The organism is Wolbachia endosymbiont (group B) of Athalia cordata (genome assembly GCF_947251845.1).
Taxonomy (GTDB): Bacteria; Pseudomonadota; Alphaproteobacteria; order Rickettsiales; family Anaplasmataceae; genus Wolbachia.
This window is the reverse complement of the sequence record NZ_OX366383.1, coordinates 646,736-665,049: the sequence shown is the minus strand read 5'-3', so window position 1 is coordinate 665,049 and position 18,314 is coordinate 646,736. Positions and strand designations below refer to the sequence as shown.

Below are 18,314 nucleotides of genomic sequence, written 5' to 3'. Positions count from 1 at the left end.
ATAGGATATATATTGATTTTTATTACTAGTGCAGATACGATAAAGCTTTAAACAGTACAAAATGGAGCAATTTGAGAGCTTTTACGTCACTACGCCAATATATTACGTAAACGACAAGCCACATATCGGCCACGCATATACTTCCCTTATCTGTGATGTTACAGCTAGATTTATGAAATTAGCTGGAAAGAACGTCAAATTTACTACTGGTACAGATGAACATGGACAGAAAATTGAAAAAGCGGCTAAGGTAAAGGGAATAGAGCCAAAAGAATTTACAGATGAAATAAGTGTTACGTTCAGAAAATTGGCTGAGCTAATGAACTTTGATTATGATGATTTTATTCGCACCACAGAAGAACGTCATGAAAAAGCAGTTATAGCTCTATGGAATAGGCTTGAAGAGAGAGGGCAAATATATCTGGATTCTTACTCAGGTTGGTATTCAGTTCGTGATGAAGCGTTTTATCAGGAATCAGAGTTGATAGATGGCAGAGCACCAACAGGTGCTGAAGTTCAGTGGATAAAAGAAGAGAGCTACTTTTTTCGTTTGTCAAGTTGGCAAAATAAATTACTAGAGTTATACGAAAATCAGCCGAATTTCATCTTTCCTGAGAGCAGAAAAAACGAGGTGGTATCGTTTGTAAAATCAGGACTTACTGACCTTTCGATTTCTCGTACTAGTTTTAATTGGGGAATAAAAGTACCAGGGAATGACAAGCACGTAATTTATGTTTGGATAGATGCGCTCACTAACTATCTCACATCAATAGGCTTTCCTAATATAGAAGATGAGGAATATAAGAAGTTTTGGACAAACTCCTTCAACGTTCATGTGATCGGTAAAGACATATTGCGTTTTCACGCTGTATACTGGCCAGCGATCCTCCTTGCAGCAGATTTATCACTGCCAAAGCAAATTGCAGTTCATGGTTGGTGGCTGAACGAGGGGGAAAAAATATCCAAATCCCTTGGTAACGTTATAGATCCAATTGGTCTGGCAGAAGAGTTTGGTGTTGATCAACTACGCTATTTTCTCCTTCGGGAAGCAAGTTTCGGTCAAGATGGTAATTTCAGTAAGAAGAACATGATCAGCCGCATAAACTCAGAGCTGGCAAACAATATAGGCAATTTAGTGCAAAGAACAATTTCATTTCTGCACAAGCAATGCTTTGGAGTTGTACCAGTGGTCGATCGCAATTTGCTTAAAGATGATGAGAGTTTACCAAATTGCAAAGCCATAATTGATCAAGTAATGGATCATCTATCAAAGTATGAATTTAACCAGATTATACTCCTGATTATCAATATCTCTTCCAAGGCCAATGCTTACATAGATAAAAGTGCACCCTGGACACTCAGTAAAACCGATAGAGAGCGCATGGATTTAGTAATCTACAAATTACTTGAATACATTAGAATGATTGGCATTTTGCTGCAGCCAATTGCTCCAAAGTCAGCAAAAATGATACTCGATCAGTTGCAAATTCCAAAAGAACAACGTGATTTAAAATCTCTGTGCAACGCATGTGTAAGCTTAGGCATTACACTGCCTAAACCTACGCCGATTTTTTTGAGGATCGATATTTAAAGAATCCTTAGTAAGCCGTTACAAGACTAGACTGAGTTGGCCGTTCTGTAGTTAGCCTTTTTAATTCAACAGAGTCAAAAAAAAAGGTTCTGTCGCATCTATAAACCATAGGAAAGAAGATCATTAAAGGTGGGATTATAGGAGTTATGAAGCCATTAACATAGCAAAATTCTCAAAAGTAGAAACATTATTTTAATAATTTGTCTTTTTTGAATCATACAAATATTTTCTATGCCTGTGATGGTAATCTTTGCGGAATGGAAGCTTTTAAACCCAAGCATTGGCTTTATTAGTTTTTTGATAAATCTATCAACAATATTATTTAGATATTTTATTTGAAGAACTGTAATCTTCAGAAATTTCTGCATTCAAATAATCAAGAGCAGCAGTATTACTGCCGCTTTTATCAATTACAATTTTCTCAGGAAGATAGTTACTCCTGAAGGCTTTACGAAAGAATGCAAGTGCTGCAGACTTGTCTCTACTAACACACAAGAGTACAGTATATAAATAAACCCATTTACCGTTTAATTTAATGTAAGTCTCTCCAACTACTACCAACCTGCTTCTTTCTTTTCCTTACTGCCTCATCTATCAGTGGTGATAACCCACCTTTGTAACGTAGCATTTTGCTCCCCTTATACTCATCATTTCTTCCAAATCTCGATAGCTCAAAGAGAATCGACATTTCATGTATACAGATAACATCCGCTGAAAAGCTAAATCCTTTGAAATATGGCAACAATTTTTGATTGATACGAAACATCTTTGCTTTTTTTTTAGACAATTATATCATTCTTCTTTCTACTTCCCTACAAATGCGACAGAACCCTAAAAAAGGTGGTAGTTTAACCTACCATCTCCTCTGGTTTCACTATCCTTTCAAACTCCTCCTCAGTGAGCAGTTGAAGTTTTGCTGCTGCTTCTTTTAGAGTGATATTTTCTTTATAAGCAAGCTTCGCTATTTTTGCTGCATTGTCATATCCTATATGCGTATTTAATATAGTAACTAGCATTAACGACTGATTTAGTAAATCCTTTATTCTTTCTTCGTTTGCTTTAATATCAACTACGCATTTCTCTGCAAAATTTAAACTTGTATCAGCTAAAAGTCTTATAGACTGCAAAACATTGTAAATTATCACCGGCTTAAACACGTTCAATTCAAAGTGACCATTTGAGCCACCAATTGTCACTGCAACATGATTTCCCATAACTTGAGCACATACCATAGTCACTGCTTCGCATTGAGTTGGATTCACCTTACCCGGCATGATTGAAGAGCCAGGCTCATTTTCTGGTAACATTATTTCTCCAATTCCACATCTTGGACCAGAACCAAGTAACCTTATATCATTTGCAATTTTCATCAAGCTTACTGCTACTGTATTGAGTGCTCCACTGAGCTCAACTAAAGCATCATTTGCTGCTAGTGCTTCAAACTTATTTTTTGCTGAAATAAATGGAAAATTAGTGATTTTTGCCACTTCTTTAGCAAAATCCTCAGCAAAACCCTTTTTAGTATTGATTCCCGTGCCAACTGCAGTGCCACCTTGTGCAAGTTCATATACATTGCTTAGAGTTGACTTTACTCTCTCTATTCCCTTTTTAATCTGAACTGCATAGCCAGAAAATTCCTGCCCAAGTGTTAGAGGAGTTGCATCTTGCAGATGAGTACGCCCTACTTTTATTATATCTTTAAATTCATGAACCTTATTATTTAGCGCTTTATATAATTCTTCAAGATTGGGAATAAGCAAGCGGTCTATTTGTTCTGCTACTGCTATATGCATTGCTGTTGGAAAAGTGTCATTTGATGACTGACCACAGTTTACATGATCATTTGGATGCACTGGAGATTTACTACCTAAATCACCGCCCAAAATTTCTATTGCACGATTGCTGATCACTTCATTCACATTCATATTGGTCTGCGTCCCAGACCCGGTTTGCCAAACAACAAGTGGAAATTGATTATTAAATTTACCGTCTATTATTTCCTTTGCAGCTGAGCAGATTGCATCCCCTACTCTATTATCTATGCTACCCTGCTTCATGTTAACACGTGCTGCTGCAAGTTTTACTATTGCTAGCGCTTTAATCAGGGGCTCTGGCATTTTCTCTGTACCAATTTTGAAATTTTCCAAAGAACGCTGAGTCTGCGCTCCCCAGTAATGTTCACTTGGTACTTTTACTTCTCCTAAGCTATCTGATTCTATTCTAACTTTTTTATCCATATTTCCTCATTCTAGTGCTTGACACTACATATATGAATTAATTAAATCAAATTGTATTTCAGTGTCAAGTTGAGACATTTTTAGTGAAGACCTTAGAAAATTTTCAAGCCATATCTTTTGCTTCTATTATTTTTTTATTGTTATTAAGGCAATCATGCAACCTTAAGCAATAAACCTACTTTCACTCTCTATAAGGCTATTCTACTTAGAGCTTGAATAGTGAAAACATCTTTAAGCGCAGAAGCTATACCTTTGTTTGCTTTCTCTTTTTTTACTTCTACAATCATATAACCCAACATTGCACCTAACGCTAGACTAACGGTCGCTGATGCTGCACAAACTGTAATCACTGCTCCCGCAGAACATGATATTGTCATACCGGCAACATAACCTATTGCACCACTCACGCCAATGCAGACGTATTTCTTCCGCAGTTCTTTTTGTATGTAACCTTTCAGATATTCTTTTACATCTAAATGCCCGTTTCTAGTAGCATAATTCAGAGCAGTGTTTTCATAGCCATCTTTCACATTAACATTTGCTTTTGCTGTTTCTATCAGGTACTTTACTACCTCTAAATAGCCACTTCCAGCAGCCCACATTAGAGCAGTTCTTCCATAGTGATCTGTTGAATTAATATCTTCTTTCTGTTTTTCTATCAGGTATCTTACTGTTTCTAATTGACCATTTTTGGCAGCTGAAAATAATCCTGCATGATTGTTAATCATTTGTGCAAATGATAATATTTTTAGTTTAGAGGGTTGTAACTCTTTAGTATTAAAGTTTAATTGTGCTGGAACAATTTCTACTTCAAGCTCTACATGTTCTCTTGTGAAACGATCAAGTAGGCTTTTTACCTGATCAATTGTTTGAATTCTTACCTTATAATACCGCAATAAAGAATTGATTATTTCCCTGTTGTTAAGAAAAAATATCACTAATTCTATTTTACCTGTTAAATCTTTAGCATAGATTGAGTATTCTATATTTAATCTATCTTGTGAAATATTTTGTATTGTCTCACTCTCTGTCCAAATTCTTACCTGTTCATTAATTCTCTTACTTACAAGAAAATTATATAATTCACTATCTTCTTCCTTCATTTTATTGAGCTCATCCTTACAGTCATACCAATAAGATGATAACTCTGGTATACAAGTAGGAAGAGGCAAGCGAGGTATTGACATATCAAGATTAGCTATTAAATGATATCTAGTTAGAAGCTTTGCTACCTCCGTATGGCCATTTACAATAGCATATGTTAGGGCAGAGAATTGACCTTTACGTTTCACATTTAAATCAGCTCCATTTGCTATTAGAAGTTGTACTACCTCAAGATGACCATGGGCAGCAGCATGAATTAGAGCAGTTATGTTTCCCGGAGATTCTGCATTAACATTTGCTCCCTCTTCTATCAAGTATTGTAATATCTCTAGTTGACCATTGTCAGCAGCCCATATTAAAGCAGTTCTCCCATAATCATCATCTATTGTATTAATAATTGCTCCACTCTGTATAGCTTGCTGAACAAAATCTAGCTGTCCTTTTTTAGCAGCATCAATTAGCTGCGCATTTAGCTGTTTTTGTGATGGCATATACCCCTCTAAAATAAATATACAATTTAAAGCTATTTTAGCCACTATTCAAGTTTTAATGGCTAAAATTGATTGAATCACTTTTTAGTGTTTTTTTATGGTTGTTTGAGTCTAGCAAAGATGAGTCTATATCACAATCTAGTAATTCTCCTACTGCACTTAGTAAACCAGCTGTACAACCAGCTATTTTGATCTGGATGAGAGGAGATATAATTTATAACCACTCCCCTATCCTTTCTAGTTGTTTGTAGATGTTAAATCTCAGGAATTTATCAAAATAAGGAGAGGCAATGAAGGGAGTAGTATCTCTTAAATAATTAGATAAGAAATCTGGTAGAATATTCTGAAATTCATGCATTTTTTGTCTATAATCTTTCAAAGCAATAACCTTTATTTTATCATAATCAAGTTTCCAATAAGCAAGCTCCGAGACTTCTTTTTTTGTTGTGTATTCCACTGCTAAAGCTTGTAAAATTAATTGCGGGAAAAATCCTGACATAACTTCCTCATTGGAAGGTGGTGAACCAAGTTTATAGTCTATAATTGCTACTTGCCCACCTGGTAGATACTCAACTCTATCACATCTTGCTGTCAATAAAATTTCTTCTGTCATTCGAGTATCTGACCAGCTCTTATTACACAATTGTCTGGTGTGTTCATTTGCAATCAAATTTTCTGGATCCAAGTAGTCAAGCACTGGGATGACACCCTTATTCTTAGTGGAAGTTGTACAGCATCCGCGCAGTTGTGTGTCACGCGCTGGAATATGAAATATCGGATAGGAAAAGCTCTTCTCCAACTCAACTTGATTGTTTCCAGTCCTATCAAACTCAACAAAAGATTGAATTATCCTCTGCAACCTTACCCACCACATATTTGAAAAGTGGAATCGATTAGACGAGAATATTTCTCGTGCAATACTCATCAGCGACTTTTCGTTGCGTAAATATCTTGCAAGAATATTGTGTACCATAGTGCCAAACTCCAATATCGATGGCTTAAAATTTAAGTCTTTCAACTGTCTAAGGTTCAGTATGTATTCAACATAAAATGAATAAGGGTTACGAATCAGTTTTTCTACCGCACTGCAAGACATCACTTGCATTTTTTCTTCTCTGACTTTGGCTTGAGGTTTTGGCATAGGCTGAGTACATGGAACAATGCACTCAGGTGTATTTAATATTCTTAGCCAATTGCGATAAGGATATTTTGGTTCTTGTAACAGAACTTCCAAACGGCGCAATAGAATTGATTTTCTATCACTCACTAGCCTCGTAATATAAACCTTGCCGGCACCAAATAAATTGCGCAAAGTATACAAAAAGTACCCTTGCTCTTCTTGCACAGAAGGAAGGTTAAATTTTTCTCTATTCAGTGCACTCAAAAACGGATTCTGAAAATTTGGTATATCATTAAATCCAGCAAGTATTACAACTTTATTTTGATATAAGCTAAATTTATCAAAGTTATTTTCTGGAGAAAAAAACTTCCTTTTTAAAAATAATATCAGGATTTGACTATATAACTCTAAGGAACACTCAATTGCTATACCGTCACATGCATTTAAGAAATCACGAGTAAAATTACCTATTTCACCATTTAGCTCTAGAAAATTCACATTAGAAAGCACATTAACACACTGTAAATGAGCTGCTGCTATATCAGAAATAGGATAATTTATAAGATTAAGTAAAAGATTAAATATAGTTTCTAATCTACTGATAATAATTAATATATCTTCTTTATATCTTAGCTTTTTACAAGTACTAATAGCGTTGATAATATCCTTAAGACCATTTATATCAAAGCTACGCAATACTTCTATCTCAAACTCAGATAAAATACGAGTGTACTCTTCTTGAGCGTAACCAAAAGTCACTAGCCTATGTTTAAGAAGAGAAAGCAATGCCACACCGTTCCATTTTGAGTTCAAAATCTCAATACTATAAAGCAGAAGCGTCACATAAGAATAGTTTTTCGATATGGGGCACACCATACGAACTGCAAGTAATTTATCAAAAACAAACAAAGAAACGTTTTCATAACCTTCATTCTCCATAATTAGTGACGTCACCTGTGCTTCTTCCTCTCTGGAATCACAAGTGATGACTTCAATATTGCCAATATATCCATTACTAACTTTACTTAGATCGGCAGTTGTATCAAAGACATAATCTAGTTCAGGACTGCCTGTCATCCCAGCCCTCTGATTTTTAGTGTACGAACATTGTAATTTGCAGGTAATTTGAGTAGTAGATGATGTCATTCCAGTGCTTGACACTGGAATCCAGTTTCTATTGTACAGCCACCTGGTGCACTCATTTAAAGTTAAGTTTTCTGGATCCGAGTGTCTGGACACTGGAATGACATCAGAACAAGCTTCTGGCAGAAAACTTACATCCTCTCTGCCTATACTTAAATAATCGAGCAGATCTTTCAGGCAATATTGATAATGTTTTTTATCAAGTGATTGCCAATCTTTCTCTTTAATTTTCAAATTCAGATTAGGTAAAATTATCTTTCCAAATGGCAGGTCGTATACAGCTTTAATCAACAACTTATAAATCTCCTCCTTTCCAATTCCAATAAAGATCATATGCTGATCTTTCTTCAGGGAGGCTATCATATTGTTTATGTAGTCACTCTTATGCTTTAGTATATCTACTACTCCTAAATTTTTTAAAGTATTACTCCAAGTTTTGATAAGTAAGTTTATGAAATTCTCCATTTTCTTCGAATGCTCATCAAGCTGATAACAATCCGCTATTTGGGTATATTGAAGTAATGACGGCAAACTGTAAACTAGATCGATTGGAAAACTATCATTGTGTTTTTTATTCCACTCCAATATAAATTGAATGAGTAGCAGCGTTCTCTTTGTCGGGTTAATAACTTTAACTCTATCAAGATTTAATATTAAATCTTCTTCATCAATGTTTTCTAGTGAAACTATCTCTGGCAAAATTATAGTTCTGTAATTCTTGAATGCACTCAGCAATGCTATCACATCCCTCTTGCAGGGAAGTATGATCTTTATCTCGGGAATTTTTTCTCTTTCATATTCAGAAAATATGTGCTGAACCAGAACATCAAAAAGGGACTCATTCACATTAACAGTAAAAACTCTTCCCACTAACAGTAACAATTAATACAACACTTTTATTGTATAGAAATTATTTAAAATATAAATGTGCTCGCAGTTTCTTATGCTATGATATATTAAAGTCTTTCACAATATTACATGGCAAACATCAGAATAGAAGTTTTTAATAAATGTGAACAAGTTGGCCGCAGAAGGGTAGTTAATGTTTACTTGATTTACATAAGCAAAGAATTACCATCAAAATTACATGAAGAAATTTGTGGGCTATTTTATAATAAAGTCATACAAGACTGCCGTTATTATTCCTACAATGAAAACCTTGAAAAAGTTCAATATAACTTCATAGAATCACAAGCAAAGTGGGGCTTGGAGATAAGCTTTTTACCTGGCATGACCGATAACGTAGGAAACACGGCAAAACAAATTGTTAGAGAATATCTAATGAGCAAAGGCCACATTGATGAAAGTGTTTCTATCAAGGCAAGAAGTTCAAAATTGATTCTAAGTCAAGGAGGTTTTCCAACCGAAGATGACATAAAACAGGAATTCAATCCTATTACTGAATATTGCACACTTGTCTATAAAGAAAACGGCAATTGCCATTGGAAGTATTACAGTAAACCAAATACCCCACCTGGTGTCATTACAGAGCGTGACCAGGAAAAAAAAGAATGGATTCCAGTGTCAAGCACTGGGATGACACCAGGTAATAATGGAGCAAAATCTGTCAAACTCAATGTAAGTGACCAAGAGCTTGAAAAAATCAGCAGAGATGGAATCGATGGTAATGGCACTTTAGGGCTCTCGCTGGCAGCAATGAAAGCTATAAAGGATTACTTTAAAAAACTCGGTAGAAATCCATATGATATTGAACTTGAGTCTCTGGCACAGACTTGGTCTGAACATTGTAAACACAATATTTTTTGCTCCCCTATTGATGAAATAAAAGATGGTCTATATGCTCATTATATTAAGCGTGCAACGCGTGAGATAAATTCTAACATATGCGTGTCAGTTTTCTCCGACAACGCAGGAGGAATAATTTTTGATGACGATTACTTGATTGTAGATAAAGTTGAAACTCACAATAGTCCTTCAGCTCTCGATCCGTTCGGTGGAGCAATGACTGGAGTGCTTGGAGTTAATCGAGATATAGTCGGTTTTGGCAAAGGTGCAGAACCTATCATGAATACTTATTACTTTTGCTTTGCCAAAGAATCAAAAGGCAAACTTTATAGAGATAAAGAGCGTACTGATAAAATCTTACCACCAAAATATATAATGAAAGAAGTGATTCACGGTGTTAATGTTGCTGGTAATTGCTCCGGTATTCCAACGCAACTTGGATCGGTATACTTTGACGATAGATTCTGTGGAAAGCCATTAGTTTTTGTTGGAAGCATCGGAATTATTCCACGGAATATAAATAATGCACCTTCACACATAAAAGAACCCAAAAACGGTGATAAAATCGTAATTATTGGTGGAAGAGTTGGAAGGGACGGAATTCACGGTGCAACTTTTTCTTCAGAGGCATTGTCGGGAAACAGCCCTTCAACAATTGTGCAAATTGGTGATCCTATAACACAAAAAAAATTATCCAACGCCGTTGTAAAAGCAAGAGATCTTGGTCTTTATAATGCAATAACGGATAATGGAGCAGGCGGTCTATCATCGTCCATTGGTGAAATGGGAAAAGACGGATTTGAAGTTGATTTGAGCAAGGTTCTCCTTAAAAACGATGGTATGGCTCCGTGGGAAATATGGATATCAGAATCACAAGAGAGAATGACCTTAGCAGTGCCAGAAGAAAATCTTCCTGCGTTTAAGCAAATCATGAAAACACATGATGTGGAGGTCTGTGTAATTGGAGAATTCAACAAAAGTGGCAAAGCCGTTGTTAAATGTCCCCCAGGGGCAGTAATAATGGACATCGAAACTGAATTTCTGCATGACGGTAATCCCAAAGTGCATTTACAAACAAAGCCATGGTCTGGAAAATCTAACCCATACGCTGTCATTCCAGAATTCTCTCCTGTTATCCCAGTGCTTGACACTGGAACCCAGCAGGCTTTGTCTGCAAATAGATCTAAAACTTTATGTCAAAATACGTGCGATGGCAGAGTTGAGCTTGAGATAGATTCCAGTGTCAAGCACTGGAATGACACCTTTGCACTAAAAGAAATGCTAAGCAGACCAAACATACGCAGCAAAGAGTTTATAGTGGTGCAATATGACCATGAGGTTCAAGGATCGTCAATACTGAAACCACTGCAAGGCAAGGGAAGAGTGTGCAGTGAAGCTATTGTCTCGAGGCCAGTCCTTTCTTCAAACAAAGGTGTTGTAAAATCGCAGGGATTTGGCTCAAGTTATGGAGAAATTGACACTTATCACATGGCAGCATGTGCAATTGACACTGCAATACGCAACTATGTAGCCGCAGGAGGAAATATAAATCATCTAGCGTTGCTCGACAATTTTTGCTGGTGTGATGCTTATAATCCAGAAAGGCTGTGGCAACTAAAGAGAGCTGCAGAGGCTTGTTACGACTTTGCAACTGCATTTAAAACACCATTCATATCCGGAAAAGACAGTATGTTTAATGACTTCAAGGGATATGATGAAAATGGCGAGAAAGTGATAATCTCTGCACCACCTTCATTACTCATCTCAGCAATTGGAATTATAGAAAATATTGAAAATGCGGTATCGCTTGATGTGAAAATGCCGGGAGACTTGATATATGTACTTGGAGAAACACTTGATGAACTTGGTAGATCTGAATATCAGTTATATAGTGGAATAGGTAATAACAACGTACCAAAAGTTGATGCAAAGAGCGCTAGGAAGTTGTATGAGCATTACAACCAGGCAATAAGAGATGGCATAATTGCCTCTGCAATTACACCAAACTTAGGCGGATTAATTATTGCTCTGGCAAAATCGCTAATTGCAGGAGACCTTGGTGCTGAAATCGATCTTTCACTAGTGCCAATAGGAAAAACACAAAATACAGACATAATAAACAAGATAATAATGTTTTCTGAATCGCAAAGTAGAATATTAGTAACCATTGCCCCGCAAAATCAGCGGAAGTTTGAAGAATTGTTTAAAGGTATAGTTTTTTCATGTATTGGAAAAGTGACAGAGGAGAAAGCTCTCAATATAAAGGATATTATAAGAATAGATTTGAAAGACTTAGGTACTAGTTTAAATAACTTTTGATTACGCTAGACAAATTTTTCATTATGTGTAATGTCTGATTAAAATAAATGCATATTATTAAATTTGGGTAGGTGATTATGTCCATTTTATCAATACTCTTGCTTATCAGTCTTTCTTTACTTAACACTTCAAATAAATTAATGATATGTGCTGCCTTATTTGTGGGAGCTACTTTAGTTGTAAACTCAATGGTTGAGTTTTATGGTAGAAGCAAAGCTACTTACAGCTTAATAGTGTGTACAGTGATATGCTGTCTTTTTAAATTGCAAAATTTTAGTTTTATGATACTGGTTCTATATACTGCAATTTTAATCTCTCTTCTCTCAAGCATAGTTGTTTTTGAAGAATTAAAGTCGAAATTGAATTTTCATATGGCAAATTTCATCACTTTAATTATAGCATCAGTCATTGATAGTACGATTGTTTGTGTTGGACTACTATACAAAATTTCTGCAGGTAAATGCTTATCAAGATATATTAAAGATTTAATTTTCAAGTTTTCCTATGCATCGATATTGAGTATCTGCTTGTTTGTAGGAATGTATTTATTCTCCTTGGCAAGCAAGAAGTATTTTAAGGTTTCTGCATAACCCGTCTTCTGATATAGCCAAAATAGTTTAGATTTAACTATAACCGTCATTCCGCTATTTGTTAGCAGCTTGGCAGTATAATGTGAAAAGCTTTTATTCGGATAGCGGTTCTAAAATCAAAGTAATTGGAAACTGTTAACTTAAGTTATCCTTTAAGAGAGCTAGTACAATTTCTTACAGGTTTCATACATGATAAGAGTTTTATTTTTAGCTAAACCAATTGAAATAAGCTATAAAATCTGTTAAAGTCAACTTTGTGCAAGCACCCTTAGCTCAGTTGGATTAGAGCATTTGACTACGGATCAAAAGGTCGGGCGTTCAAGTCGCTCAGGGTGCACCATATTTTATAGGAAATAGAGGTCATACTTGAAATTCATATGTGTAATACCTATCTTTAAAGGTAAAATACTGAGCTATTATATATGAACAAAAAAGACTATTATGATCTGCTAGAAGTGAGCAGAAATGCTAGTACTGACGAGATAAAAAAAGCATATAAAAAACTAGCATTAAAATATCATCCTGACAGAAATCCTGGTAATAAGGAAGCAGAGGAAAAATTTAAAGAAGTAACAGCTGCATATGAAGTTCTATCTGACTCTGAAAAAAGAGCAGGTTATGATCGTTATGGTCACGATGGTGCTTCCGGTGGATTTGATTTCAGCCAAGCTGGAGGGGATTTTAGCGATATATTTAACGATTTTTTTGGTGGAGGATTCGGCGGCAGTACAAGTAGGTCAAGAACAAAAAGAAGTACAACAGGAGTATCTGGAGCAGATCTGCGCTACGATCTTAAAATTACCTTAGAAGATGCATTTAAAGGAATACAAGCACCTATACATTATGTGACAAATATAAAATGTAATACATGCCAAGGCACAGGTAGCGAAGGAGCAATCAAACCAGTTCAGTGCAACACATGCCAGGGAAGCGGTAGAATTAGAACTCAACAGGGCTTTTTTACCATTGAAAGAACGTGTACTACATGCTATGGGGAAGGAGAAATAATACAAAATAAATGTAAGAAATGCGGTGGAAGTGGGCGTAAAAGAGATGAAGTAAATATCTCCGTTTCAATTCCAAAAGGCATAGAAGAAGGAGCTAAGGTAAGGGTCAGTGGTAAAGGAGAAGCTGGAGCAAGAGGTGGAAAAAGCGGAGATTTATACGTATGTGTGAAAATAGATACTCATCAGATCTTCACTCGCAATAGAGCAGATTTACACTGTAAAGTGCCTATAAGAATGACACTAGCAGTACTTGGTGGTGAAATCGATATTCAATCAATTGATGGAGCTAAAATAAAAGTAAAGGTCCCTGAAGGCACTCAAACTGGTACCAAACTACGTTGTAGGGAAAAGGGTATGCCATATATGAACTCACATGCTCGTGGTGATTTATACGTACAGGTAATAGTTGAGACTTTAAATCCAAAGAATTTAACCCAAAAGCAGATTGAGCTATTAAAAGCGCTTGAGGAAGAGGAACATGAAAGTGTAGAGCAGAAATCTGAAGGATTCTTTGGAAAAGTAAAAAAAAAATGAGAAATTTGCTAAATGATATAAAGAGGTAGCTGTCTACACTTAATTCTTTTTACCAATTTGAAAGCCTTCTCTTTTAGTGAAAAGATTTTTTTAAGTTATGCAAAAGTGATAAATTCCTTTATTTAAGGTCGAAGTTTTGCTATCCTCGCATTTTAATAATTTAAAATTAATGAACATAAACAAAAATGAGTTTTTATTTCTTCCTCTTGGAGGAGTAGGAAGAATTGGGATGAACGTTAGCCTATATCATTATCAAGGCAAGTGGATTATGATCGACCTTGGTATCGGTTTTGCAGATGAAACTATGCCAGGTGTTGAGCTGCTCATCGCTGATGTAGATTTTATTGCTCAAAGAAAAAAAGATTTGCTTGGAATAATCATTACACATGCACATGAGGATCACTGTGGTGCAGTGCCTCATCTGTGGGAAGAGTTAGAATGTCCCATATATACAACAAAGTTTACGGTTAACTTTCTCAAAGAAAAATTGAAAGAATTTCGATTGGAAGGTATAGTGCCTTTGAAAGAGGTGGACATAAATGGCAGCATAAATTTGGGTCCTTTTACCGTTGAGTTTATAAATGTAACTCATTCAATTCCTGAAGCAAATTCAATATTAATTAGCACTGAAATGGGTAGTGCACTCCATACCGGAGACTGGAAATTTGACCCAAAACCTGTTGTTGGATTAACTTCTAATATGGAGCGTCTAAAAGAAATTGGCGATAAAGGTGATCTGCTTGCAGCAATTTGCGATTCAACCAATATATTAAGCACGCATCACCCTGAGTCAGAAAGTGAAATTTATGATAATATTTACAATATAATAAAGCGGTCTAAAAAATTGGTTGCTGTCTCGCTATTTGCCTCGAATGTGGCGCGAATTGAAACAATAAGCCAAGCTGCAAAAGCACTAAATAGAAAAGTGGTTTTACTTGGCAGATCTTTATGGAGAATAGTGAAAGTTGCTCAGGATAGTGGTTATTTAACTGATTCTCCTGAGTTTCTAGAAGCAAAGGAGGCAGTAAATTTTCCAAGGGAAAAGCTGGTGCTACTTTGCACAGGTTGTCAAGGTGAGCCACTGGCAGCTACCGCAAGACTTGCCGCTAAGAGTCATCAAGCATTTAAAATGCAGCAAGATGATACCATGATCTTTTCATCAAAAATCATTCCTGGCAATGAAACTCGTGCACATAACATGCTCAATGCCTTTATTGAGATGGGAGTGGAAGTTATTACTGAAAAAACAGAGAATGTTCATGCTTCCGGACATCCAGTAAAAGCAGAGCTAAGGGAAATGTATTCTTTGATAAAACCTAAGATAGCTATTCCAGTTCATGGTGAGTATATTCATACGGATGCACATGTAAAGTTCGCTAAAGAGTGCGGTGTGAAAAAAGCAATAATGATTGCACCAGGTGATATTGTTAATTTGGAGAATGGAGAAAAAGTTAGTTCAATTGATGTTGACTACTTTGGTATTGATGGTACGTTGCTACGCCATCCAGAATGCAGCGTTATAAAGATGCGTGAGAGAATGAGAGATGCTGGGGTTATTGTAGTAACAGCAATTGTGAATAAGAAAAACAAATTGCTCGCTAAGCCAAAAGTATTTGCACCTGGTGTTTTCGAAGCGCAAGAAGATGCAGCCATTATGCAAAAGATCATAGAGAAGGTTGAGTCAGCATTTAGTCCACAACCGATAAAAAAAATAAGAAATAAGATTGAAAGTTCAATATTTAGTATCTTAAAGGAATATTTACTAAAAAGACCTATAATTGAAGTCCAAATAGAACAGGTATGAAATGAAAGAATGAAATTATTCGTTCAACTAATATTGCTTGTTTCGTTATTTATTCCTTATTCCACAAAAGCTGTTTTATATGTTGATATAAAAAAAAGCAATATTGGTAATATTGATCTTGTTGTATCTAAATGTGCATGCAAGACAGAAGTGGAAAGTGAGCTAAGCGAAAGCATCACAAAAGTAATTGAAACAAATCTATCTAATTGTGGCTTATTTAATGTGAAACGTAACACGAAAGTTGAGTCTTGGAAAAGCGATACTGTAGTCACAGTAAGTTTAAGTGAAGTATCAAACAGAAATTTAGAGCTATCTTTTCGTTTATCTGACAGCTTTACAAACAGAGAATTACTCACTCAGTCAGTTGTTTTTCCGGCAAAAGACTGGAGAAAAATTGCTCACCTCGTTTCGGATGTGATACATGATAGACTGATTGGTGAGAAAGGGCACTTCAACACAAAAATCACGTATATTGCTGAAGAAAAAGATAGCAATTATAAATCCGTACGTAAAATTGCTGTGATGAATCAAGATGGAAGTAATATAAAGTACTTAACAAATGGTGAGAAATTTGTGTCAACACCAAGATTTTCACCAAATGGAAAGGGTATTGTTTATATCTCATACACAAATGGTAAAAGTTATATAATATTAAAAAATTTAAAAGATAACACTGAATCAATAATCAGCGCATTTGAAGGAGTTATTTCTGCACCAAGATTTTCTCCTGATGGTAAATCTCTTTTTATTTCCCACTCATTGAGTGGTGAAACAAATATATTATCTCTAGACTTAAGCAGTAAACGAACAAAAAAAATTACTAAAGGTTCAGCTATAAGTACTTCTCCCTCTTTGTCTCCAGATCAAAAGTACATGGTTTTTAGTTCTGATATAAGTGGAAGTCAGCAACTATATATCATAGATTTCACTAAAAAAAGCAAAAAACCCAAGAGAATTAGTTTTGGAAATGGAAGATATGCTACACCTGTTTGGTCGCCAAAAGGAGATCTGATAGCTTTTACAAAAATTCAGTCAGGAAAATTTTACATAGGAGTTATGAAGCCAGATGGCAAAGAAGAGCGCTTGCTTTCAGAGGGACATAAAATTGAATCTCCGGCATGGCTACCAAATGGCAGAGAAATTATCTTTACTAACGCAGAATCACCAAGCAACTCTAAATTATATTTAGTAGATTTAGTAAAGAAAAATCAAAAAATGGTTTTTACTCCAACGAATGCTTCTTTACCAGATTGGTCTTATTTCTGAAAGTAGATCTATAAAATCGTTATAAATCTTGCTTTATCTTAATCGTTTATAACCTTCGGTACTACGAAATACCCATGCTCTGATTTTGTATTGGATAATATTTCTTCTTTAATGTTTTGAGAATTTATAATATCATCGCGTACATGGACATCCTTATCTATAGTTCCATAACGCATAGGAGAAACACCTTCAGTATTAACTTTCAACAAAGTATCATGTATCCAATCCAGCATTGTCAGTTCTTTTGAGTAGTATTTAATCTCATCATCGGATAACTTAATCCTCACAAGCTGTGCAGTTTTAAGCATTTCTTCCTTAGTAATTGTTATTTTTCTCTTATTTGCAAATTCTATTAACGAAGTGATAACATCTTCTGTTGATCTAGCTGGCACTTTTACCTCCTTGCATAAAGCAAATTAAAATATTTGCAATTGAAACAACCTCTATCTTATCATTTTTTTCAAATTTGTGAAATACGGTGTCCGTAATTACTAATTTATCCAGAGAAGAGGAAGAGATTTTCTCAACTGCATTTCCTGAAAGTATTCCATGTGTAATGCACGAAACTACAGACTTTGCTCCTCGGTTTTTTAAAGCAAGAGCTGCATTACATAATGTTCCGCCAGAGTCAACTATATCATCAACAATGACGCAATTTTTGTTTGCAACTTCTCCGATTACATTCATTACCTCAGATGTACCTGCTTTTTCTCTATATTTATCTACTACAACAATATCATTATCCAACTTGTGTTTTTCCTCTAAAATCTTTGCAAAAGCACGAGCTCTGCCAATTGCTCCAACATCAGGCGCAACTATTGCCAAGTTTTCCTTGTATATAGAGTTAACAAATACTTCAAAACAGCTTAGATTAGTAACTGGTATATCAAAAAAACCTTCAATTTGACTTGAATGCAAATCAATAGCAGCAACGCTATTTGCACCAGCTGTTTGAATAAGATTTGCAGTTAATTTAGCACTTAAAGCAGATTGCATATTATTGTTTTTAATAACCCTATCCTGCCTACTGTATCCGTAATAAGGAATAATAGCTGTTATTCTCTTGGCTCCAGATCTCTTTGCTGCATCAATTGTAAGCAGAAGCTCCATAAGGTTATCATTTACAGGGGAAGAAAGAGATTGTACTATATATACTTCTTGATTACGTAGATCATTTGCTACTTCTACATTTACCTCACCATCGGCAAATCTTGACACCTGATTGGGGAATAGCTGAGCATTTAGCCCACTTGCTATTGAATCTCCTAATCGTTTACTAGCGCTACCTATTATTACCTTCATATATACCAATTAAGTTTTGAAAATTATACAGAAACCATGGAATGATTAAAACTTTATTCT

11 protein-coding genes, 1 tRNA gene and 1 pseudogene are annotated in these 18,314 nt (G+C 35.4%); 7 read left to right on the top strand and 6 right to left on the bottom strand.

From position 1 onward, the window contains the following. The first annotated feature begins 61 nt into the window (after positions 1-61). Positions 62-1,591 (top strand): methionine--tRNA ligase, encoded by a 1,530-nt coding sequence (gene metG, locus OPR30_RS03105; RefSeq protein ID WP_265031095.1) that lies wholly within the window; start codon positions 62-64, stop codon positions 1,589-1,591. Positions 1,592-1,735: 144 nt separating this feature from the next. Here metG and OPR30_RS03100 read toward each other — a convergent pair. The 4 genes and pseudogenes from OPR30_RS03100 to OPR30_RS03085 form a co-directional block, all read right to left on the bottom strand. Then, positions 1,736-2,357 (bottom strand): annotated as a pseudogene (locus OPR30_RS03100) (IS6 family transposase). 82 nt (positions 2,358-2,439) lie between these two features. Beyond that, entirely contained in the window at positions 2,440-3,828 is a 1,389-nt protein-coding gene (fumC, locus tag OPR30_RS03095) for a class II fumarate hydratase (protein WP_010401666.1), read from the bottom strand. Between the two features lie 188 nt (positions 3,829-4,016). Beyond that, positions 4,017-5,423, bottom strand: a complete 1,407-nt coding sequence (locus OPR30_RS03090; protein ID WP_265031094.1) for an ankyrin repeat domain-containing protein — start codon at positions 5,421-5,423, stop codon at positions 4,017-4,019. A 214-nt stretch (positions 5,424-5,637) separates the two neighbouring features. After that, a complete protein-coding gene (locus OPR30_RS03085) occupies positions 5,638-8,556 on the bottom strand; it encodes a PD-(D/E)XK nuclease family protein (RefSeq protein WP_265031116.1) in 2,919 nt (972 codons plus the stop codon). Positions 8,557-8,664: 108 nt separating this feature from the next. On the opposite strand from OPR30_RS03085, the gene OPR30_RS03080 reads away from it, so the two are divergent. From OPR30_RS03080 to OPR30_RS03055, 6 genes are all read left to right on the top strand, one after another. After that, positions 8,665-11,751 (top strand): phosphoribosylformylglycinamidine synthase subunit PurL, encoded by a 3,087-nt coding sequence (locus OPR30_RS03080; RefSeq protein WP_265031093.1) that lies wholly within the window; start codon positions 8,665-8,667, stop codon positions 11,749-11,751. A gap of 77 nt (positions 11,752-11,828) precedes the next feature. Further along, positions 11,829-12,341: a hypothetical protein gene (locus OPR30_RS03075; protein WP_264377944.1), complete on the top strand. Its 513-nt coding sequence runs from the start codon at positions 11,829-11,831 to the stop codon at positions 12,339-12,341. A gap of 262 nt (positions 12,342-12,603) precedes the next feature. Next, positions 12,604-12,681 (top strand) — tRNA-Arg (locus OPR30_RS03070). An 82-nt stretch (positions 12,682-12,763) separates the two neighbouring features. After that, a complete protein-coding gene (dnaJ, locus tag OPR30_RS03065; RefSeq protein ID WP_265031092.1) occupies positions 12,764-13,882 on the top strand; it encodes a molecular chaperone DnaJ in 1,119 nt (372 codons plus the stop codon). Positions 13,883-14,051: 169 nt separating this feature from the next. Continuing rightward, positions 14,052-15,686, top strand: a complete 1,635-nt coding sequence (locus tag OPR30_RS03060) for a ribonuclease J (RefSeq protein ID WP_265031091.1) — start codon at positions 14,052-14,054, stop codon at positions 15,684-15,686. Between the two features lie 9 nt (positions 15,687-15,695). Further along, the gene (locus OPR30_RS03055; RefSeq protein ID WP_265031090.1) at positions 15,696-16,952 is read left to right on the top strand and encodes a Tol-Pal system protein TolB; all 1,257 of its coding nucleotides are present in this window, start codon (positions 15,696-15,698) and stop codon (positions 16,950-16,952) included. A gap of 38 nt (positions 16,953-16,990) precedes the next feature. Here the strand turns inward: OPR30_RS03055 and gatC are convergent, their stop codons facing one another. Continuing rightward, positions 16,991-17,344: an Asp-tRNA(Asn)/Glu-tRNA(Gln) amidotransferase subunit GatC gene (gene gatC, locus OPR30_RS03050; protein WP_052264736.1), complete on the bottom strand. Its 354-nt coding sequence runs from the start codon at positions 17,342-17,344 to the stop codon at positions 16,991-16,993. Next, positions 17,334-18,254 carry a ribose-phosphate diphosphokinase gene (locus OPR30_RS03045; protein WP_149168843.1) on the bottom strand — a complete coding sequence of 307 codons (921 nt, stop codon included), beginning with the start codon at positions 18,252-18,254 and terminating at the stop codon, positions 17,334-17,336. The genes gatC and OPR30_RS03045 overlap by 11 nt, the downstream gene beginning before the upstream one ends. Between the last annotated feature and the right edge of the window lie 60 nt (positions 18,255-18,314).